General features: G+C 45.1%; 18 protein-coding genes. 8 read left to right on the top strand and 10 right to left on the bottom strand.

What is annotated here, in order from left to right; genetic code table 11:
* Positions 1 to 1,056: a PorP/SprF family type IX secretion system membrane protein gene (locus T426_RS23755; protein ID WP_025863089.1), complete on the top strand. Its 1,056-nt coding sequence runs from the start codon at positions 1 to 3 to the stop codon at positions 1,054 to 1,056.
* On the opposite strand, the gene T426_RS0113940 is transcribed toward T426_RS23755, so the two are convergent.
* Both T426_RS0113940 and T426_RS0113935 read right to left on the bottom strand, forming a co-directional pair.
* Positions 1,053 to 1,997, bottom strand: a complete 945-nt coding sequence (locus T426_RS0113940; RefSeq protein WP_027585866.1) for a pyridoxal-phosphate dependent enzyme — start codon at positions 1,995 to 1,997, stop codon at positions 1,053 to 1,055. The genes T426_RS23755 and T426_RS0113940 overlap by 4 nt on opposite strands.
* 74 nt (positions 1,998 to 2,071) lie before the next feature.
* Positions 2,072 to 2,890: a carboxypeptidase-like regulatory domain-containing protein gene (locus T426_RS0113935; protein WP_027585865.1), complete on the bottom strand. Its 819-nt coding sequence runs from the start codon at positions 2,888 to 2,890 to the stop codon at positions 2,072 to 2,074.
* 199 nt (positions 2,891 to 3,089) lie between these two features.
* Here T426_RS0113935 and T426_RS0113930 point away from each other — a divergent pair, with 199 nt between their 5' ends.
* Together T426_RS0113930 and T426_RS0113925 are read left to right on the top strand one after the other, a co-directional pair.
* The gene (locus tag T426_RS0113930; RefSeq protein ID WP_027585864.1) at positions 3,090 to 3,908 is read left to right on the top strand and encodes a 2,3,4,5-tetrahydropyridine-2,6-dicarboxylate N-succinyltransferase; all 819 of its coding nucleotides are present in this window, start codon (positions 3,090 to 3,092) and stop codon (positions 3,906 to 3,908) included.
* 14 nt (positions 3,909 to 3,922) lie between these two features.
* Positions 3,923 to 4,501: an L-threonylcarbamoyladenylate synthase gene (locus tag T426_RS0113925; protein WP_234406385.1), complete on the top strand. Its 579-nt coding sequence runs from the start codon at positions 3,923 to 3,925 to the stop codon at positions 4,499 to 4,501.
* A 60-nt stretch (positions 4,502 to 4,561) separates the two neighbouring features.
* Here T426_RS0113925 and T426_RS23750 read toward each other — a convergent pair whose 3' ends face one another.
* The 3 genes from T426_RS23750 to T426_RS0113910 form a co-directional block, all read right to left on the bottom strand.
* The gene (locus tag T426_RS23750) at positions 4,562 to 5,272 is read right to left on the bottom strand and encodes a head GIN domain-containing protein (RefSeq protein WP_051538509.1); all 711 of its coding nucleotides are present in this window, start codon (positions 5,270 to 5,272) and stop codon (positions 4,562 to 4,564) included.
* Positions 5,273 to 5,350: 78 nt separating this feature from the next.
* Complete coding sequence (gene rimM / locus T426_RS0113915; protein ID WP_025863093.1) at positions 5,351 to 5,893, bottom strand: ribosome maturation factor RimM; 543 nt, start codon at positions 5,891 to 5,893, stop codon at positions 5,351 to 5,353.
* A 116-nt stretch (positions 5,894 to 6,009) separates the two neighbouring features.
* Positions 6,010 to 6,591 carry a 30S ribosomal protein S16 gene (locus tag T426_RS0113910; RefSeq protein ID WP_025863094.1) on the bottom strand — a complete coding sequence of 194 codons (582 nt, stop codon included), beginning with the start codon at positions 6,589 to 6,591 and terminating at the stop codon, positions 6,010 to 6,012.
* A gap of 233 nt (positions 6,592 to 6,824) precedes the next feature.
* On the opposite strand from T426_RS0113910, the gene T426_RS0113905 reads away from it, so the two are divergent.
* The 4 genes from T426_RS0113905 (at position 6,825) to T426_RS0113885 (ending at position 12,767) form a co-directional block, all read left to right on the top strand.
* Positions 6,825 to 7,514 carry a hypothetical protein gene (locus T426_RS0113905; protein ID WP_027585863.1) on the top strand — a complete coding sequence of 230 codons (690 nt, stop codon included), beginning with the start codon at positions 6,825 to 6,827 and terminating at the stop codon, positions 7,512 to 7,514.
* A 249-nt stretch (positions 7,515 to 7,763) separates the two neighbouring features.
* Positions 7,764 to 11,396: a DNA polymerase III subunit alpha gene (dnaE, locus tag T426_RS0113895; RefSeq protein ID WP_025863096.1), complete on the top strand. Its 3,633-nt coding sequence runs from the start codon at positions 7,764 to 7,766 to the stop codon at positions 11,394 to 11,396.
* 54 nt (positions 11,397 to 11,450) lie between these two features.
* Positions 11,451 to 11,768: a thioredoxin gene (gene trxA, locus T426_RS0113890; RefSeq protein ID WP_025863097.1), complete on the top strand. Its 318-nt coding sequence runs from the start codon at positions 11,451 to 11,453 to the stop codon at positions 11,766 to 11,768.
* 42 nt (positions 11,769 to 11,810) lie between these two features.
* The gene (locus tag T426_RS0113885; RefSeq protein WP_148303666.1) at positions 11,811 to 12,767 is read left to right on the top strand and encodes a DUF58 domain-containing protein; all 957 of its coding nucleotides are present in this window, start codon (positions 11,811 to 11,813) and stop codon (positions 12,765 to 12,767) included.
* On the opposite strand, the gene T426_RS0113880 is transcribed toward T426_RS0113885, so the two are convergent.
* Genes T426_RS0113880 through T426_RS23745 form a run of 5 tightly spaced genes read right to left on the bottom strand, consistent with a single transcriptional unit; the run spans position 12,759 to position 17,821 of the window.
* Complete coding sequence (locus T426_RS0113880) at positions 12,759 to 13,844, bottom strand: endonuclease/exonuclease/phosphatase family protein (RefSeq protein WP_025863099.1); 1,086 nt, start codon at positions 13,842 to 13,844, stop codon at positions 12,759 to 12,761. The genes T426_RS0113885 and T426_RS0113880 overlap by 9 nt on opposite strands.
* Positions 13,845 to 13,856: 12 nt before the next feature.
* A complete protein-coding gene (locus T426_RS0113875) occupies positions 13,857 to 14,687 on the bottom strand; it encodes a rhomboid family intramembrane serine protease (RefSeq protein ID WP_169737687.1) in 831 nt (276 codons plus the stop codon).
* A 54-nt stretch (positions 14,688 to 14,741) separates the two neighbouring features.
* Positions 14,742 to 15,560 (bottom strand): rhomboid family intramembrane serine protease, encoded by an 819-nt coding sequence (locus tag T426_RS0113870; protein WP_025863100.1) that lies wholly within the window; start codon positions 15,558 to 15,560, stop codon positions 14,742 to 14,744.
* 60 nt (positions 15,561 to 15,620) lie between these two features.
* Complete coding sequence (gene mutL, locus T426_RS0113865; RefSeq protein ID WP_025863101.1) at positions 15,621 to 17,504, bottom strand: DNA mismatch repair endonuclease MutL; 1,884 nt, start codon at positions 17,502 to 17,504, stop codon at positions 15,621 to 15,623.
* 14 nt (positions 17,505 to 17,518) lie between these two features.
* Positions 17,519 to 17,821 (bottom strand): hypothetical protein, encoded by a 303-nt coding sequence (locus T426_RS23745; protein ID WP_025863102.1) that lies wholly within the window; start codon positions 17,819 to 17,821, stop codon positions 17,519 to 17,521.
* 210 nt (positions 17,822 to 18,031) lie between these two features.
* On the opposite strand from T426_RS23745, the gene T426_RS0113855 reads away from it, so the two are divergent.
* Complete coding sequence (locus T426_RS0113855) at positions 18,032 to 19,567, top strand: YifB family Mg chelatase-like AAA ATPase (protein ID WP_025863103.1); 1,536 nt, start codon at positions 18,032 to 18,034, stop codon at positions 19,565 to 19,567.
* Positions 19,568 to 19,639: the final 72 nt, after the last annotated feature.

Below are 19,639 nucleotides of genomic sequence, written 5' to 3'. Positions count from 1 at the left end.
ATGATAAAACGTATTACATTCATATTGCTACTGCAGGTGTTTCTGTTGGGGACAAAGTCTTATGCACAAGATCCGCACTTTTCTCAGTTCTATGCAGCGCCTACTTTCATGAGTCCGTCATTGGCGGGATCAACCGGAGGGGTGCGCGTGACAACCAACTATCGTAACCAATGGCCGGGTATCAAACAGGCATACCAGTCGTATGCTGTTTCAGGCGATATGTATGTGAATAAATACCACAGTGGTTTCGGCGCCATCATGGTAACCGATCAGGCCGGTTCTGCCGATTACAATACGACCTATCTTGGCTTGCAATATTCATATCGTATACAGTTAGGAGAGAACCTGCAATTCATTCCGGGACTTCAATTTACGTTGGGACAAATGAGTTTGAACAGGAACAAGTTGATTTTTCCTGATGGATTGGTAAATGGAGGGCAGTCGAGTGGTAATGCTTATCTGGCCGAAACCAAAGCCAACTATTTCGATTTCAATACCTCGCTTTTTCTTTACTCCAGAAAGTACTGGATAGGAACAACGGTGGAGCATATGATGCAACCCAGCTATTCCTTTTTGGATGATCAGGCCAAGACATCGATGAAGATGGTCGTATTTGGAGGGATGAATATCTGGCGAGAAAGAGTCAGTCGTATTGAAGAACCCAGGCGAGCTGCATTTTGCTACCGCTACGAGCATCAGCACAACTTTAGTCAGCTTGATTTTGGTGCTTATTGGTATAGTCGGTCGTTGGAGTTTGGCGCCTGGTGGCGGGGAATTCCGGTTTTTAAGAACGAAAACCTGGGAACACACTACCTCGATAACGATGCCGTTGTTTTGAGTGCAGCGTTGGTGACCGGTTCATTTCGTTTTGGCTACAGTTATGACATACAAACTTCCGATTTAGCCGGCTTTGGTGGTGGCGCCCACGAGATATCCATCATTATCGAGTTTGGCGATATTTTCGGCTGTGGCGCCCAGTATCTCGACTGTTTTACGAAGCGGGCCGGATTGCATTTCAACAAAGAACAACCTCGTAACCTGAAAATTTATTATTAGAAAGGAAGTTTGCCTAAATCCACATTTCCCCCCGAAAGGATGATTCCAATCTTTTGTCCTTCCGGCTGAATTTTCTTTTCCAGTAGGGCAGCCACGGGAACAGCCGATGATGGTTCAATAATAATTTTCATCCGTTCCCAAATCATGCGCATGGCTTCAACAATGGCTTCCTCCGACACGGTAACAATGTCGTCAACCGATTGCTGAATAACGGCAAAATTCATCTCGCCCAATGACGTCAGCAAACCGTCGGCTATGGTATTGGGCTGCGTAGATGGAATAATGCGTCCTGCATTGAACGAACGGTAGGCATCGTCGGCACCGGCAGGTTCGGCCGCAATAACCCTGCAATTGGGTAACAGCGCTTTCGCGGAAAGGGCCGTGCCGGAAAGCAATCCACCACCTCCTACGGGTGTCATGATGATATCTAAATTCCCCGTTTCTTCAATCAATTCCTTGGCGGCTGTACCCTGTCCCGAAATCACACGAAAATTATTGTACGGATGAATTTCGGTGATGCCATGTTTGTCGATGAGTTGTTGGAGGGTTGTTTCCCGCGCTTCGAGGGTGGGAGCACAGTAGGTAATTTCGGCTCCGTAACCGGCTACCGCTTTTTTCTTGATGTCGGGGGCTGTTACCGGCATCACAATCCGTGCCTTTATTCCGCGCAAGCGAGAAGCCAGAGCTACCGCTGCAGCGTGGTTCCCCGATGAATGCGTCCCGACACCTTTTGCGGCCTCTTCTTCCGTAAGGGAAAAAACAGCATTGCAGGCACCGCGAAATTTGAACGCGCCTACTTTCTGGAAGTTTTCACATTTAAAAAACAATTCTGCGCCAAGCAGACGATTAACACTCTCGCTGGTGAGAACAGGCGTGCGGTGAATGTATGGCTGGATGCGCTCGTGCGCTTCCTTTATGTCGTTGAAAGTTGGAAGAATCATAGCTAAACGGATTTTTCAATAAAATTAGAAATCCGTTCCGGTTACTAAAACGACTTTAAGGCAAACTTCACGAATTAATTGCTGATGGAGTCGTTGGGAATTTTTTCGGCCTTGTATTGTTTGAATAGTTCCCGCACCCGCTGGTCAACCTCGAGGCTGGTGGCGCTGTAGTACAAATTCATATGTACATTACAGTAAACCATGAAATCATCGAGCGTATCGCCATCCAGTCCGGTGATGTTGTGCACGATGTCGCGATTGTAAACCAGCTTAAATTTATCCCATTGTTGCTCAGTGATAATGGCGGCCATGGCCTTTCGTTTGTTTTTCTCGTTCCTGCTAAGCTTGTAGTGAAGGAACGAGAGAGGTGAAAAAATAGCAGAAGTCCAGTGGGGTTTCTCTTTAAAATCATCGCTACGCAACTCTATCGGCACTTTCGATTTATTTCCCTGGGGAACACCGTACAAGTCCAGCTTCTGGTTTTTTCCGGTTACTTCCACTTCGCCGACCAGGTACCTGATGGGCTTCATTTTGTATACTACCAACTGTTTGTTTTTCTTGAGGTAATCGGCCACGATGATTTTCATGGTTGTAAAACCCATGGCATTCACCGTAAGGGTATCTGACGGATCGGCCTGAAGGGAGAAAATACCATTCTTATCGGAAATGGTTCCTCCATGCACGCGCTGATTAATAATATGGGCATAAGGAACAATGTCTCCCGATTCCGCATCAATCAGTTTCCCAGACACCTGTTTCATGTCTTCCGGAAAGTAGACTTGCGCCTTGACTTGTGATACAGAAATGAGTAATAATGCAAAGAACAAAATGAGTCGTTGCAACGTTCGGATGTATGGATTTTCAGTACGATATATAAATCTTGCCTTGTGCATAATTGCTTCCTGATAGCTTCCCAATCCTGCTTTTTACTGTGAAGGGAACGTGTTATTTCAAATTGGACATTAACCAATAGATGCAGGCAAGATACAAAACGTTGGTTACGATTTGAAAGTTGCTGAAATCAAATCGGCCGGGGGGGGTGGTTTTTTTACGGAACCGGAATATGTATTTTTGTGATTTAAAACGAATATTATGTGGGATAAGTACATCGAAACAATTGAAGCAGCCTGGGAAGATCGCTCCCTTCTGCAGAAAGAAGATACGCAAAGTTGCATCCGCGAAGTTATCGAGATGCTCGACAAAGGGAAAGTTCGGGTAGCCGAGAAAAACGGCAGCGAATGGACCGTTAACCAATGGGTAAAAAAAGCGGTGATCCTCTATTTCCCGATCCAGGGAATGGAAACCATTGAAGTTGGCTCACTGGAGTTTCATGACAAAATTGCGACCAAGAAAAATTACAAGGAATTGGGCGTTCGCGTGGTTCCTCATGCGGTGGCCCGTTATGGTTCATTCCTTTCTAAAGGTGCCATCCTGATGCCTTCGTACGTAAATATTGGCGCGTGGGTCGGGAGTAATACCATGGTTGATACCTGGGCTACTGTCGGCAGTTGTGCGCAGATTGGTGCTAACGTTCACCTTTCCGGAGGTGTCGGTATCGGCGGCGTGCTGGAGCCTGTTGGTGCTTCCCCGGTCATTATCGAAGATAACTGTTTTGTTGGTTCCCGTTGTATCGTGGTGGAAGGCGTTCGAGTGGAAGAAGGAGCTGTTCTCGGAGCGAATGTTGTACTGACCAAGTCGACTAAAATTTACGATGTAACCGGAGAAGAGGAAGTGGAATACAAAGGATACATTCCGGCCAATTCAGTCGTTATTCCGGGTACCCGGATGAAAAAATTCCCTGCCGGAGAATATGGCGTTCCCTGTGCGTTGATCATTGGGAAGCGTAAGCCTTCTACCGATTTAAAAACATCACTCAACGATGCTTTGAGGGAGTATGGTGTGTCTGTTTAATTGAAAAATTTGATATGATGGAATCCGATTTTCGGGAAGACATTCGACAAGCCGTTGAGGTATTGAAGAAGGGCGGTATTATTCTCTATCCGACCGATACCATTTGGGGAATAGGCTGCGATGCGACCAACGCTGAAGCGGTTGCCCGGATTTACCAGTTGAAAAAGCGGGAGGACTCCATGAGTATGTTGGTGTTGATGGAAAATCCCAATCTGTTGAATTCGTACATCGAGGAAGTTCCGGAAGTAGCCTGGGAATTGGTGGATGTGGCAGATAAACCGCTGACCATTGTTTATCCGGGAGCCAAAAATCTGGCCACTAATCTGATTGCGGAAGATGGTAGCGTTGGTATCCGTATCTCGGGTGAGGCGTTTACACAGCAATTGATAAAGCGTTTCCGCAGACCCATTGTCTTTACTTCGGCAAATATAAGTAGTGAGTCTCCACCGGCATTCTTCGATGAAGTAAGTGAGGAAATCGTCGATGGAGTAGATTATGTGGTTCAGTACCGACAAGAAGATCGGAACCCGGTATTACCTTCCAGCATCATTAAGCTGGGAGTGAGCGGTGAGATTCAGATCCTGCGAAAATAAAATATGGAACAAAAAAAGAGCGGGAAAAATTCTTCCCGCTCTTTTCTATCATTCAAATTGTTAACGTCCTTTCTTAAATCCGCCGGAACCGCTAATATTGGAGTCAATTTGCGGATTCCCATCATAACGAACCGTTCCGGATCCGATAACTCTGACCTTGAGTTGGTCGACAGCATAAACATCACAGTCGCCCGAGCCGGAGATTTTCACGTTCACATTTTTTGCCTTTAGTTCGGATGCTTTTATATCGCCCGATCCAGAGATTGCAGCTTCAAACGAATCGGATGTATCGCTGCCTTCCAGGTAAATGTCACCAGAACCGGAAACAGCGGCAGATACTTTTTCAGCGCTTAAATCAGTCAGTTTTATATCGCCGCTGCCACTGACAGCCAGATCCAGAATACGCGACGTAATTTCATCGTCCGAAAGAATGGACCCGGAACCGGAAATTGAAAGTGCGTCGATTTGCGGAATCGTAATGTAAATGTCTACTTTGCCGGGATTCCAGTTTTTGAACCACGAATTGGTGGTGCTGTACCGAATCACCAGTTTGCGGTCTTTCACTTCGGTAATGAGTTTATTGATGGTGGAAGATTTGGCTTTAATTTCCACTGATTGGTCGTCACCCTGCGTGAGATGGATATCACCGTTGATTCTTAGCGATATTTCCGTAAAAGGTGGCAGCGTGCGTTTATCCGTTTCCTGAGCTTTGGCGCTTAAGTTCCAGGCAAAAGCCAGAACAACCATAAGCGAAAAAATCTTTGATGTCATTTGATCTTCCTTTTTGGTTATATAAGTATTGACGTTAAAGTCTGGCTAAAGTTGCACCTCTGTTGAAAAAAAGATGAATTATTCGAGATAGAGTTCAATCAGGCCGTCCGGACAAATGAGGTTTAATTGGCGGTTGGTTTCATCCATCTCCGTGAGTACATCATCGGAAAGAGGAATCAACACTTCGTTTTCACGGAAGATGACAGTAATAACCAGGTTTCCTGAATAATCATCGACGTCTGTTACCTTGCCAAGCAGGCCGTGTTTTTGGTCGACTACATCATAACCGATCAGCAATGAAGGGGAATTGTCCTCCTCCGATTCAATAATTTCATCGGTAAATACCCAAACAGGACTTCCGGTAAATTCACGGGCCTGTTCCTGTGATTCAATTTCGTCGAAATGAATGATGGCACCATCGTTACCACGAAAGCGAAAACCTTCTTCGCTGATAAAGAATGGAACCAAACCTCCGTCAATTTCCAGAAAGAGATATTCTGCTTCTTCCAGCGTTAAGTCAAACTGTTCGTCAAAATGCATGGAGAAACTTCCGTCGAGTCCATGTGTTTTCTGCAAATAGCCAATTGTTGTACAATCTTCTTTAATGATAGCCCTCATCATTGTTTCAACCAATTAGATGTCCGGATAAGTTACATAAAAAAAGCGACGGCCTGATAAGACCATCGCTTTGTATTTCTTTTTCCCAACGTCGAAGTCGGAGCAAAGAAATGAACACCTTATGCTTCAGTGTTCTCTTCGGCACTGTCGTCAGCGGCAGGCTCTTCAGTAGCAGCTTCTGCTTCTTCTGATACTTCCTCTGCAGCTTCTTCAGCGTTGGCGGCTTCAGCTTCAGCAGCCAGGTCTGCATTGCGCTTGGCAATTTCAGCAGCACGGGCTTCATTAACTTTTGCTTCCGCTTCCAGCCTTGCTTTGTATGCTTCGTCAGATTCAGCAGCTAACCGAGTAACTTTAGCCTGGATTTTGGTTTCTTTTTCCGTCATCCATGCTTCAAAACGTTTTTCAGCTTCTGCTTCGTCGAAAGCACCCTTTTTCACACCTTCCAGGAGGTGTTTTTTCATCATTACACCACGGTACGAAAGAATCGCACGTGCGGTATCAGTTGGTTGGGCGCCTTTTTGTAGCCAGTCCAGAGCTTTGTCAAAATCAAGCTCAATGGTAGCAGGATTTGTGTTCGGATTGTAAGAACCAATCCTTTCGATGTATCGACCATCCCGTGGCGCCCTGCTATTTGCTACCACAATGTGGTAGTAAGCATGTCTCTTACGACCATGCCTTGCTAAACGAATCTTTACTGGCATAAGAAATTACAATTAATTTTTGAAAATTTTAAATGCTCGGCAAAGTTACAACAATATTTTAATTCTGAAATACCCGTTCTATGGTTTTCAAATGATTAGGTTCGAATGAATTTGAAGTTAGGTTCAAAAGCCATAATGAAAGAATTTCTGATAAAAAGAGTAATTTTAATGCAACGTTTTTTATCAAATATCATCTTATTCAAGTATACAATAGTAAAATCAAATAAATATCTATGAAAAGATTGCATGTGTTACTAGGTGTTGGATTGATACTGATGGGGTTAGTGTCATGTAATAAAAAATCCAGGCCGGATTATACCACAACTGTTGATGTATTTTCACATACCACGGTGTATAATAACGATACGGTTCACGGAATCGTGTACTCGGTGATTACGCTGGCACAGGCGGCCAGCGTAGAGGTCCAAACGCCCGATGGACAGACGGTTCCGCTTGATAGTTATGATGGGACAGGGTATTCTTACTATAAGCAAACGCCTGATTCGTTGATGACTTCAACAGTTCCAGTTCCGGGAACCTACACCTTCTCGGTCAACTTTAGTGACGGAATGACGGCTACCGATACGAACGATTTGACAACTGACTTCCTGTATCCGCCGCATATCCTTGCTGCTGAATACCAGGCGGATCAAAATCAGGTTTTTCTGAAGTGGGATAAAGTAGCTGATGCGGATGGTTACCAAATTAAAATTTTCGATGGTGACCAGCAGATATATAATATAGCGCCGTTTTCCGGAAGCGCCGGACAGGACACATTTCAAATGGCAATTCCGGTATCTGTAATCCAGAATTATGTACCGGCAACGTTGAAGTTTGAAGTGATTGCTTTGAAATTTGAAACCTCTGCATATATCAAAATTCAGACCATATCGAACACAAACCGGGATATTACGATCAATTAAATAGCCAGCTAACAGCATGTTTGAAAAGGGAGAACCAAGCGGTTCTCCCTTTTTTATGCACGGCTATTTCCTTTGTTGAATTGTTGATATAATTTTGTGCCCTCGCTAAACGATATTTTTGACAAGGTGTTGAAAAGTAAAATTCATCCGCGGGTGTCAATTTTCTATCTTTAGTGATGAAAAAACAGCCTGCCGGAAACCTATTCCGGTAGGGGAACGTATTGAGCAGAGGAACGAAAAATATACCATATGATCCCATTTACCCATTTGCACGTCCATAGTCAGTATTCCATTTTGGATGGAGCCGCCAGTGTACCCGGTTTGGTCGAAAAAGCCAAAAATGATGGAATGAAGGCAGTTGCCCTGACCGACCATGGTTCCATGTTTGGAATGAAAGAGTTTCATGAAAACTGTAAGGCAAATGGATTAAAACCGATACTCGGCTGCGAAACGTATGTTGCTGCCCGAAGCCTTGATGACAAGTCGGATAAAGTTGATCGTTCAGGAAATCACCTGATTCTGCTGGCCAAGAACGAGAAAGGCTACCGAAATTTGCTGAAACTGGTTTCGATTGCGAATACGCGTGGGATGTACTATAAACCCCGTATCGATAAGTCGATGCTGGAAAAGTACCACGAGGGGATCATTGTTTCGTCAGCTTGTTTGGGAGGCGAGATACCTCAACTAATTATGCGCGGCGATATTCCCGGTGCTGAAAAAGCCATCGAATGGTATAAAAGTGTATTTGGCGACGATTATTACCTGGAGCTTCAACGGCATCGTACCGATGACCCGCGGATGAAGATGGATGTGTACGACAAGCAGGTGATGGTGAATGAGGTGCTGATGGATATAGCACAAAAGCACAATGTTAAATTGATTGCCGCCAATGACGTACACTTTATTAATGAAGAAGACGCCGAAGCACATGATTTGCTGATTTGCCTGAATACCGGTAAAGACATAGACGATCCAAACAGGATGCGGTATACCCGGCAGGAGTGGTTTAAAACCACTACTGAAATGAATGAATTGTTTTCCGATGTTCCCGAAGCGTTAGCCAACACACAGGAAATTGTTGACAAAGTTGAATTTTTCGATCTCGATTCCAGCCCGATTATGCCGGAATTCCCGATTCCGGAAAGCTTTAGCACGCTTGAAGAGTTTCGGAACAAGTTTGGTGAGAATGAGCTGAAAGAAGAGTTTGGTGAAGCTTACGACCGGATGGGGGGCTACGATAAGGTGATCCGGGTGAAATTCGAAGCAGATTATTTAAAGCATCTGGTTTATAAGGGAGCTGAATGGCGTTATGGCGAAGCGTTTTCGGGCGACAATAAAGAACGTATCGACTTTGAGCTAGAAACCATTAAAACCATGGGTTTCCCGGGATACTTCCTCATTGTACAGGACTTCATTAACGCGGCACGTGAAATGGGTGTAATTGTCGGTCCCGGGCGTGGTTCGGCAGCGGGTTCAGCCGTTGCTTACTGTACGGGGATTACGAACGTTGACCCGATTAAATACGATTTGCTGTTTGAACGTTTCCTGAATCCCGACCGTGTGTCGATGCCTGATATCGATATAGACTTCGATGATGACGGTCGGCAGTTGGTTTTGGATTGGGTGACGAAAAAATATGGTCACGATAAAGTGGCGCACATTTGTACTTTCGGAACCATGGCTGCCAAACTGGCTTTGCGTGATGTGGCTCGGGTACTGAAGCTTCCCTTGCCGGAAGCCGACCGGTTGGCGAAGATGGTGCCCGAAGCACCGAAGATGACGTTGCAAAAAGCCTACAAGGAGAATCCGCAACTGGAGATGGAAAAACAGTCGGAGAACCTGTTGGTTGCGAAGACGCTCCGGTTGGCCGAAACGCTGGAAGGCTCGGTAAGGCAGACGGGTGTACATGCCTGTGGTGTCCTCATTGGTAAAAATCCATTGGACCAGCATCTGCCGGTGATGCCTACCAAAGAGGAGGAGTTACTTACCACCCAATACGACGGACGATTCGTGGAAGCTATTGGCTTGCTCAAGATGGATTTCCTGGGGTTAAAAACACTTTCGATAATAAAAGAGTGTCTTGATAATATCAAACTCTCCCGTGGTATTGAAATCGATATAGACACACTGCCGCCGGATGACCAGGAAACTTTTGAGCTGTTCGGTCGCGGTGATACGACGGCCATCTTCCAGTTCGAGTCGCCGGGAATGAAAAAATGGTTGCGCAAACTGAAGCCAAACCGTTTTGAAGATTTGGTGGCGATGAATGCCTTGTACCGCCCGGGACCGATGGAATACATACCCAATTTCGTTAACCGGAAGCATGGTTACGAAGAGATTGTATACGATCATCCAATGATGGAACCCTTCCTGAATGATACCTACGGAATTACGGTCTTCCAGGAGCAGGTGATGTTGCAATCGCGGGCACTGGGACAGTTCACGCGTGGTGAATCGGATACGTTGCGGAAAGCCATGGGTAAGAAGAAATTCGACCTGATGGCCAAGCTGAAGGTGAAATTCCATGATGGTTGCCTCAGCAACGAAAAATTTATGGAAGGTTGTAAGGAATTAGGCAAGAAACCGGAAGTTCTGATTGATAAAATCTGGAAAGACTGGGAAGCATTTGCTTCGTATGCTTTCAACAAGTCACATTCGGTTTGTTATGCTTACATCGCCTATCAAACAGGTTATTTAAAAGCGCATTACCCGGCCGAGTTTATGGCAGCCGTGTTAAGTCGCAACCTGTCTAATGCCGATAAGATCTCCATTTTCATGGATGAGTCGAATCACATGGGGTTGCCTGTTCTTGGGCCCGATGTGAACGAATCGAGGGCCAAGTTTTTTGTGAATAAGAAAGGCGACCTGCGTTTCGGAATGGCAGCGATTAAGGGTGTTGGTAACGGTGCTGTTGATGAGATTATCCGTGAACGGGAAGAAAACGGTGAGTTTACCGATGTTTTTGATTTTGTTGAACGGGTGAATTTGCAAACCGTTAACAAGAAAAACATGGAATCATTAGCCATGGCTGGTGCATTCGATAATCTAGGCGGAATGAAACGGGCGCAGTTTTTTGCCGAAAACAGCGAAGGTGTTTCGTTTATCGAGGCGCTGGTCCGCTATGGAAGCCGGATGCAGGGGGAGAAGCAGAACGCGATGGCCTCACTGTTTGGTGGTGAGAATGCGGTTGAGGTGAAAAGGCCCGATGTTCCGAATGTTCCGGAATGGCCACGCATTGTTTTACTCGACAAGGAGAAAAACTTAATTGGCATTTATTTGTCGGCTCATCCGCTTGACGATTATAAACTGGAAATCGAGAGTTTTTGTACCAAAGGAATCAATTTAGCTCAGCTGAAAGAAAATATCGATGCTTTCCGCAACCGCGATTTGACGTTTGCCGGAATGGTAACAGAAGCGCACGAAGGCATTTCAAAAAATGGGAAGCCGTTCTCGACAATAACCCTGACCGATTACAGTGAATCGCATAAGGTATATTTCTTTGGAAACGATTACGTTAACTTTGGAAAATTTTGCCGCCAGGGATTATTCCTTTTGGTAAAAGGGAAAGTTCAGCCAAGGTGGCGCGACAGCAACGACTGGGAATTTAAGGTAAACAAGATTGACTTGTTGAGCGAACTGCGCAGTCAGGTGCAAAGCGTGATGCTGGAAATTCCGTCGGAAACGATCACCAATGAATTCCTTAAAGAATTGGGTGAACGCCTCAATGGAAATAGTGGTAATACGCTATTGAAATTTGCTGTTTTCGATGTGAAAAACAATATCCGTGTTCAGATGTTTTCCCGGAACAAACGTGTTGAACTAACGGATGAATTGGTGGAGTATTTTCAAAATAATCCGGATATTGCGTTTACAATTAATTAATTTGTAACTTTGGGCGTTCCAAAGAAAATTCTAATAACTATAAAAAATATTGACATGGCAATTGAAGTTACTGATGCTAATTTCGAGGAGATTGTATTGCAATCAGACAAACCTGTATTAGTCGATTTCTGGGCCGAATGGTGTGGTCCGTGCCGTATGGTTGGTCCACTGGTGGAAGAGCTGGCCCATGATTATGAAGGGAAAGTGGTCGTTACCAAAATGGATGTGGATAGCAATCCCGGAACGGCGGCTAAATTTGGCATTCGCAATATTCCTACCATCCTTTTCTTTAAAGGTGGTGATGTTGCAGACAAGCAGGTTGGAGCAGTACCGAAAACAATTCTTTCTTCGAAATTAGATGCTCTCTTGTAAGAAAATATTGAGTATAATTACAAGGCATAAGATTTCTTTCTTATGCCTTTTTTTATTGCACTTCCGTTGAAAAATCTGTTTGACATAGAAGCTTTTCAGCAGTTCGATAACCTGGAACTGATTGCCCGCGAAGTCGTGGAGGGATTCATTACCGGTTTGCACCGAAGTCCGTTTCATGGTTTCTCGGTAGAGTTTGCCGAACACCGGTTGTACAATACCGGGGAGTCGACCAAGCACATCGACTGGAAGCTCTATGCGCGGACCGAACGTCTTTTTGTCAAGCAGTACGAAGAAGAAACTAACCTCCGGTGCCAGTTGGTCGTCGATACCAGCTCGTCGATGCTATTTCCCTACCGGCGAAGAGGGAAGGAAGTGCTGAAAAGTAAGCTGGCATTTTCGGTTTACAGTGCGGCGGCACTTACGTATCTGATGCGCCGCCAACGCGATGCCATTGGCCTTTCGTTGTTCGATGAAGAACTGAATTTTCACAGCGAAGCACGTTTATCATCTGTTCACTCCGATATGATTTACGGTAAGCTGGCTGAATTGATACATAACGGTTCCCCGGAAATCAATCACGGAACGGGGGCGGCCGATGTGTTACACCGGCTGGCCGAGAGTATGCCCAAGCGTTCGCTGGTCATCATTTTTAGCGATATGATTTCCGGTTCAGCACCTGATGAGCTTTTTCAGGCTTTGCAGCATTTACGCTATAACAAACACGAAGTTATCCTCTTTCATGTAACTGATCATCAGTTGGAGAAAGAACTGGGTTACAGCAATCGTCCACATCGCTTTGTCGATATTGAAACCGGTGAGCGCATCAATATGAATCCGGCGGATTACCGGAAAATGTACCGGGATGCACAAGAAAAGACTTTCACCGAGTTGAAGCTTCGGTGTGGGCAATTCAATATTGATTTGGTGGAGGCGGATATTCGTGAAGATTTTCACGATGTTTTGTGGTCTTACCTGGTCAAGCGAAAAAAGCTATTCTGATTCGGAAGCGTTATCCCGAACAGTCAAGGTAGTTGTCACCGGATAGTGATCGGAATACCCGACTTTTATTCGTTTAAAGTTATGTGCTTCAAACAGGTTGCTGTACAAAATGTAATCAATCCGGAACGAAGGCAGTTTTCCGTTGTAAGAATTGCCGGTTCCGAAACCCGATTCAACGAAAGCATCTTTTAGTTTTCCTCTCACTTCCCGGTAGGTAAACGAAACAGGCGTGTCATTAAAGTCGCCGCAAACAATAACCGGGTAAGGTGATTTTTTTATATGAGCCGATAAAATCCGGGCTTGATTTGCCCTGACAACAAATGCTCTTTTCAATTTTCCTAAAACGAGTCTCGTCTCTTTAAGTTTGGGATCATTTCCGGTGGTCAACGAATCAACAACGCCATATTCATCCGGAAGGATACGATTGGATTGTAAGTGACAGTTGTAGACCCTCGCCGTATCATTTCCCGGAAGGACAATATCCGAAAAAAGCACCATGTTATAGGAGTTCTTAAACCGGATTTCCCCAAGATTCACGATAGGAAAACGCGAAAAAGTTAGCGGACCGGCATAAGTGGTGGTATGCGCCAGTTGGTAATAATGAATCGATGGAATAAGATCGCATATGGAAGCAGGACTCAGTTTTCCCCGTTTCAACAAGCGGGTTTCCTGCAAACAGATAATATCAGGAGCTTCAGATTTTAAAAACTCCAACAGTTCCGGTGAGTTACTCTTCTTTTTACTCAGGTCGTAGGTGAAGTGATGAACATTGTAGCTGAGTACTTTAATCCCCTTACCTGTGAACTTTTTGCTCGGAAAGAGTTGATAGTAGTCGTTGAAGTGATTGATTCCAAGAATGAATACCAGAATGGAAAGCCAGATGCGGCGCGGTTTAAACCAAAGCCAGAAGAATATGAAAATGATATTGATAAGGAGCAGGTATGGATAAGCCATTCCGAGGAACGCAGGATACCAAAACCTGTCGGGCGGAATATGCACCGAAAGATATGATACACCCAATGTCAGGGCAAAGATGATGTTGACAAAGAATGCTATTTTGAGGATAAAGCTCTTCAATGTGGCTTTTGGTTATTTTTTATTTCCCATTCGGAATAGTGTTTCTTTCTCCTCTTTTGTGAGGCTGTCGTAACCAGACTTACCGATTTTCTCCAAAATTTCGTTGATGTGCTCCTGTTGTTCCTTCTTTTTGTGGTTGTACTCATAGTCAATGTTAACAGCCTCGCCACGATGTTCTACCCTTAGTTTTTTTCGGGGTTTGAACCAGGTAAAGAACGCATCCATGACTCGCTCAAAGCCTCGCGTAATGTCACGTCCTTTAATCAGTTGCGACATGTAAAGCCAACCCCATAGTGCTCCGCCAAGATGGGCGAAGTCGCCGCCGGCATTGTTTCCGCCCAGGCCAATAATGTACATGATAATAGAAACGACAGCAATCCACTTGATTTTTACCGGTCCGATAAACATCAGGTGGATAACGTGATTGGGTACATAAACCGAGATGGCTATGACAATAGCAATAACAGCAGCCGAAGCGCCCAGCAGTTCAGACGGTTTTCCCTGGAAAGGGGGAAGGAAATTGTAAGCCAGCATGTATACCAGGCCACCGGCAACCCCACCAATCAGGTATAGTCCTAGTAGTTTTCGCTGGTCGTGATATTCGAGAAAAATACGCCCGAACCAATAGAGCCATAAAATATTAAAGAGAATATGAAAAAATTGGAAATGGAGGAACATATAAGTAATGATCGTCCACGGACGGGTCATAAATACGGCGAAAGAGGAAGGCAAAGAAAGCCAACTTAGTACCGGCGTATTTTGTGCTCCTGACAAAAACAGAATAACATAAATCAGGCGGACGATTACCCAAACACCAACGTTCAGATAAATCAGCCGTGTCAAATATGAACCGTGTTTAAACGATAATTTTATTTCCTCTAAAATTCCCATTTCAAATCAATAAAAGCTGTTGGAATTCCGATTCCAGAATTTAATCAAGATAAAACCAAAAATCATACCACCCAGATGTGCAAAATGTGCCACATGACTTCCCGGATTTCGGACACCTAAAAATAACTCAATTAGACCATACCCAATCACAAAATACTTGGCTTTAATTGGAATTGGCGGAAACAGCAACATCAATTGAGTATTGGGGAACAACATTCCGAAAGCCAGCAAAACTCCGAAGATGGCTCCGGAAGCTCCAACTACCGGGATATTCATTTTCATCTCGAGTATTCGCTGTACCAGTTCGGTTCCCTGGTTGATGTATGCAGGATTATTGGGGGCATCCATCCAGTTGTTGATGAGATCGTAAACCCACGGACTGGCATTTTTCAGGTGTTCTTTCACAAATGTGGAAAGAAGTTCCGGCGAAGGCGTATTAATAAACGCTGCGACAGAATCCCTCAGCGATGAGAGTTCGATGTAGTTAACCAGCGTATAAAATGCAGCAGCACCCAGTCCGGTAATAAAATAAAAAATCAGGAAGCGCTTAGGCCCCCAAACCATTTCCAGTACCCGTCCGAACATATAAAGCGCGAACATATTAAAGAACAGGTGCATAAAGCCACCATGCATAAACATATGCGTCACAAACTGGTAGGGCTGAAAATGCGGCGACCCCGGATAATAAAGCGCCAGCTTTTCGGTCAGGTCAATACCAAAACTTTTCAGGGCCCAGGTGGCAACCAACATCAGCACGTTCAGCATAATGAGGTTTTTCACCACCGGGGGAATTGCGTTATATGAAGGCGGTCTGAATTGTGTCATAAATACTGCTTTGAAATGTTAAAAATAAAAATAACCATTCCTGTAAGGCAAACTGTTACTTTATTTTAACAATTTTTCGAATTCCTCCAGCGAAATAATGGTAATGATCTTCTTCCCGGTAGGGGAATAATTGGGCGTTTTACAGGCGAATAAACTGTCAAACAACTCGCTTATCTCTTCTGTTTTTAATACTGAACCATAATTGATGGCCGATGCCCGCGCCAGTGCCTGTGCCAGATTCGTCTTAATTTCTTCTTTCACATCAACCGGCCGGTTTTTTACATCTTCCAACAATTTCTCCACCAACTCGCGTGCATCCAGGTGACTAAGCATACTGGGAACGCCTTCCACAAAGAAAGCTTGTTCGTCCGCTTTGCGGATTTCAAAACCCAGCTTTTTCAGTTCATCCAGAATACTGTCGAGTACTTCGGCATCAGCAGCATGCAATTCAAGCCTTGGCGGGAAAAGTTGTCGTTGACTGATGCCCGGATTTTTCTCCAGCACAGCCATGAAATGCTCAAACAACACCCGCTCGTGAGCTCTCCGCTGGTCAATGACCATCAGTCCCGATTTAACAGGCGAAATGATGTATTTGTTTTTTACCTGGAGAAAGTTGTGGTTAAGCTGTCCGTTTTCGGTTTCTTCGTTAAAGCTTCGCTGAGACGGTTGTTGATTTACTTCTTCCGTCTCGTCTGAAAAAATTTCTTCTTCCGTGTCCGGAATATCGTTGGTGCGTTCAAATCCCTGGTAAAGTTTATCCCAACTTTTCAGGTTCGGATCTTTGGTCCAGTTTGGAGACTGCTGAAATGGATTAACCGGAGCTTTTTTTTCTTCCTCAAAGGGATTGTATGCCGGATTTACCTGAATTTCAGGTTCAGGGATGAGAGTTCCGGGTGTTGGGGCAATTGGAATATCGATGGCGCCGGCCTGATCGAATTCGATAGATGGCATAACGCTGAATTTCCCCAGCGCTTCGCGGATGCAGGCATGAATAATATGCCAGGCCGATCGTTCATCTTCGAATTTCACCTCCGTTTTGGTGGGGTGAATGTTGATGTCGATGGTTCCCGGATCGACTTCGAAGTAAAGAAAATAAGCCGGAACGGTTTCGGGTGGAAGTATTTTCTCATAAGCCCGTAGTACAGCCTTGTGATAATAAGGATGCCGCATAAAGCGGCCGTTCACAAAAAAGAACTGTTCTCCCATGGTTTTCCGGGCAAACCGGGGTTGTCCGATGTAACCGGAGATGCGGATGATGGTCGTGTCCGTTTGCACAGGCACGAGGCTCTGGTTAATATTTTTGCCGAAAATATTGACAATTCGCTTGCGCTGATTTTCGGACGGTAAATCGTATATGACCGAGTCATTGTGGATAAGGGAAAAACTCAGTTCCGGGTTGGCCAATGCCACACGCTGTATCTCGGTGATGATATGCTTCAGTTCGGTGCTATTCGCTTTCAGGAACTTACGTCTGGCCGGCACATTGAAAAAAAGGTTCTTAATAGAGAAGTTGGAACCTTCCGGACAATTGTCTGCTTCCTGCGATTTTACTTCCGACGCTACGATGTGCAACCGCGTTCCCAGCTCATCGCCTTCCTGTTTGGTGCGTAACTCCACATCGGCCACAGCGGCAATGGAAGCCAGCGCTTCGCCTCTGAATCCCATTGTTCGGATGGAAAACAGATCGGACGCTGATTTGATTTTCGATGTGGCATGACGTTCGAAAGCCAGCCTTGCGTCGCTCGGAGACATACCTTTCCCGTTGTCGGTTACCTGAATCAAGGTGCGACCGGCATCTTTCAGATTTATTTTTATTTGATTGGCGCCTGCATCAATTGCATTTTCCACCAATTCCTTTACAACCGATGCGGGACGTTGGATAACCTCTCCGGCAGCAATTTGATTTGCCACCGAGTCGGGTAAAAGCTGGATAATGTCTGACACTAATAATCAGTTTGTTATTTCAACATATAAAAGGCCAGTAAGGCCAGAAGGACTAGAATAACGATTACCCGGATATTGGATTTTCGTCGCTGTTGCTGGGCAAACAGGCCTTGGCTAAGACCTTGCCTGAATGATCCCTTTATCGACGTTTTGAAGGTCTCCGGTGCAACTTTGTCTTTCCCCCCTTCTTCCTTAATGCCCAGTTCTGCCTTGATACGAGCTTCCCTGTCTGCCATTTCCTCCTTGTGTGGATCGTAGAAACGGTAGGGCATATGAAAATCTTTGCTCCGAGGCACATGGAAGAACTTCATTCCCATAACCACATAATTTTTGGTTCGAAATACAAAGATAACGGTAATTTTCGTTCTGTCATGACATGCCGGAACTGTTTGCCCAATAACCGATAAAATAGCCTAATCTAAGGGGGATAATCAGGTGAATCAGTGAAAGAAAATTGGAGCTGGTTTACAAAATAGTTAACAAAAAGTAGTAACTTAAATAGGACAAGACCTAAAAACAATCGAGTCATGCTTGTGAAAACCTATGGCAGCGCCGTTCATGGAATTGATGCCACTACGATCACCATCGAAACAGATGTTACCATTGGCCTTCGTTTTTTTCTGGTTGGCCTCCCCGATAATGCCGTAAAAGAAAGCCAGCAACGGATAGAGTCCGCTTTGCGCATTAACGGATTTCAAATCCCCGGCAAGAAAATTGTGATAAATATGGCTCCGGCCGATATTCGTAAAGAAGGCTCGGCTTACGATTTGCCCATTGCCATGGGAATTTTGGCTGCCTCGAATCAGATCAACGATGCGGAACTGGAACATTATGTCATGATTGGTGAGCTTTCGCTTGATGGCGGATTGCAACCGGCCAAAGGGATTCTTCCCATTGCCATCAAGGCGCGTGAGGAAGGCTTTAAAGGATTTATTGTTCCCAAAGAGAATGCCCGGGAAGCAGCAGTTGTCGATGATTTGAAAGTTTATGGAGTAGAAAATATCAGTGAGGTGATCGCTTTTTTCAATGGTAGCGGAACATTGGAAGAGACGGTCGTGAATACCCGTGATGAGTTTTTCGCCAATATAAATCACAGCGATTTTGATTTCTCCGATGTGAAAGGGCAGGAAAATGTGAAAAGGGCACTGGAGATAGCAGCGGCAGGGGCACATAATATTTTGTTAATCGGTCCGCCTGGTGCCGGCAAGACCATGCTTGCCAAGCGAATTCCAACGGTTCTACCTCCATTTACCCTGAAAGAAGCCCTCGAAACGACCAAAATACATTCGGTTGCCGGGAAGATTGACACAGAAACGTCACTGATGACGATGCGGCCATTTCGAAGTCCCCATCACACCATATCGGATGTCGCTTTGGTAGGTGGAGGCACTTTTCCGCAGCCCGGTGAGATATCATTGGCGCATAATGGCGTGCTTTTTCTCGACGAATTGCCCGAATTCAAGCGGACGGTTTTGGAAGTGATGCGGCAGCCGCTGGAAGATCGGGTCATCAGTATTTCACGGGCGAGGTTTGCCGTGGAATATCCGGCCAGTTTTATGCTGGTAGCTTCCATGAACCCTTGTCCGTGCGGATATTACAATCATCCCACCCGGCCGTGTGTCTGTGCACCCGGCATGGTGCAAAAATACCTGAACCGAATATCGGGGCCGTTACTCGACCGGATTGACATTCATTTGGAAGTGGTTCCGGTTCCATTCAATAAGCTTTCAGAGCTGCGGGCCGGTGAACCCAGCGAAAAAATACGTGAACGGGTAATGCGGGCACGGAATATTCAGGCGGAACGTTTCCGGGGAACCGAAATACATGCCAACGCACAGATGAGTTCGCGCATGCTTCGCAAATATTGCAATCCGGATGAAGCCGGTAACCAATTACTGAAAAACGCCATGGAACGACTGGGACTTTCGGCTCGGGCTTACGACCGGATTTTGAAGGTGTCACGAACGATTGCCGATCTGGAAGGTTCTGAAAATATTCAGGCTGATCATTTGGGGGAAGCTATTCAGTATCGCAGTCTCGATAAAGAAAATTGGGGAACATGAGGATAATTTTTCTGAAATGAGATAAGAACTTTTTCCGGACTATCCTCAAAGATTTATATCTTGAATCGCTAT

The sequence above is a fragment of the Prolixibacter bellariivorans ATCC BAA-1284 genome (genome assembly GCF_000621705.1).
Taxonomy (GTDB): Bacteria; Bacteroidota; Bacteroidia; order Bacteroidales; family Prolixibacteraceae; genus Prolixibacter; species Prolixibacter bellariivorans.
This window is presented reverse-complemented; position numbering and strand designations above follow the sequence as displayed.

Coding starts and splice junctions, on each gene's coding strand:
- T426_RS0113925 (WP_234406385.1), top strand. CDS start 3,923: ATGATGGAATCCGATTTTCGGGAAGACATTCGACAAGCCGTTGAGGTA.
- T426_RS0113930 (WP_027585864.1), top strand. CDS start 3,090: ATGTGGGATAAGTACATCGAAACAATTGAAGCAGCCTGGGAAGATCGC.
- T426_RS0113905 (WP_027585863.1), top strand. CDS start 6,825: ATGAAAAGATTGCATGTGTTACTAGGTGTTGGATTGATACTGATGGGG.
- T426_RS0113855 (WP_025863103.1), top strand. CDS start 18,032: ATGCTTGTGAAAACCTATGGCAGCGCCGTTCATGGAATTGATGCCACT.
- T426_RS0113910 (WP_025863094.1), bottom strand. CDS start 6,591: ATGCCAGTAAAGATTCGTTTAGCAAGGCATGGTCGTAAGAGACATGCT.
- rimM (WP_025863093.1), bottom strand. CDS start 5,893: ATGATGAGGGCTATCATTAAAGAAGATTGTACAACAATTGGCTATTTG.
- T426_RS0113870 (WP_025863100.1), bottom strand. CDS start 15,560: ATGACACAATTCAGACCGCCTTCATATAACGCAATTCCCCCGGTGGTG.
- dnaE (WP_025863096.1), top strand. CDS start 7,764: ATGATCCCATTTACCCATTTGCACGTCCATAGTCAGTATTCCATTTTG.
- trxA (WP_025863097.1), top strand. CDS start 11,451: ATGGCAATTGAAGTTACTGATGCTAATTTCGAGGAGATTGTATTGCAA.
- T426_RS0113940 (WP_027585866.1), bottom strand. CDS start 1,997: ATGATTCTTCCAACTTTCAACGACATAAAGGAAGCGCACGAGCGCATC.
- T426_RS0113885 (WP_148303666.1), top strand. CDS start 11,811: ATGCCTTTTTTTATTGCACTTCCGTTGAAAAATCTGTTTGACATAGAA.
- T426_RS23745 (WP_025863102.1), bottom strand. CDS start 17,821: ATGGGAATGAAGTTCTTCCATGTGCCTCGGAGCAAAGATTTTCATATG.
- T426_RS0113935 (WP_027585865.1), bottom strand. CDS start 2,890: ATGCACAAGGCAAGATTTATATATCGTACTGAAAATCCATACATCCGA.
- T426_RS23750 (WP_051538509.1), bottom strand. CDS start 5,272: ATGACATCAAAGATTTTTTCGCTTATGGTTGTTCTGGCTTTTGCCTGG.
- T426_RS23755 (WP_025863089.1), top strand. CDS start 1: ATGATAAAACGTATTACATTCATATTGCTACTGCAGGTGTTTCTGTTG.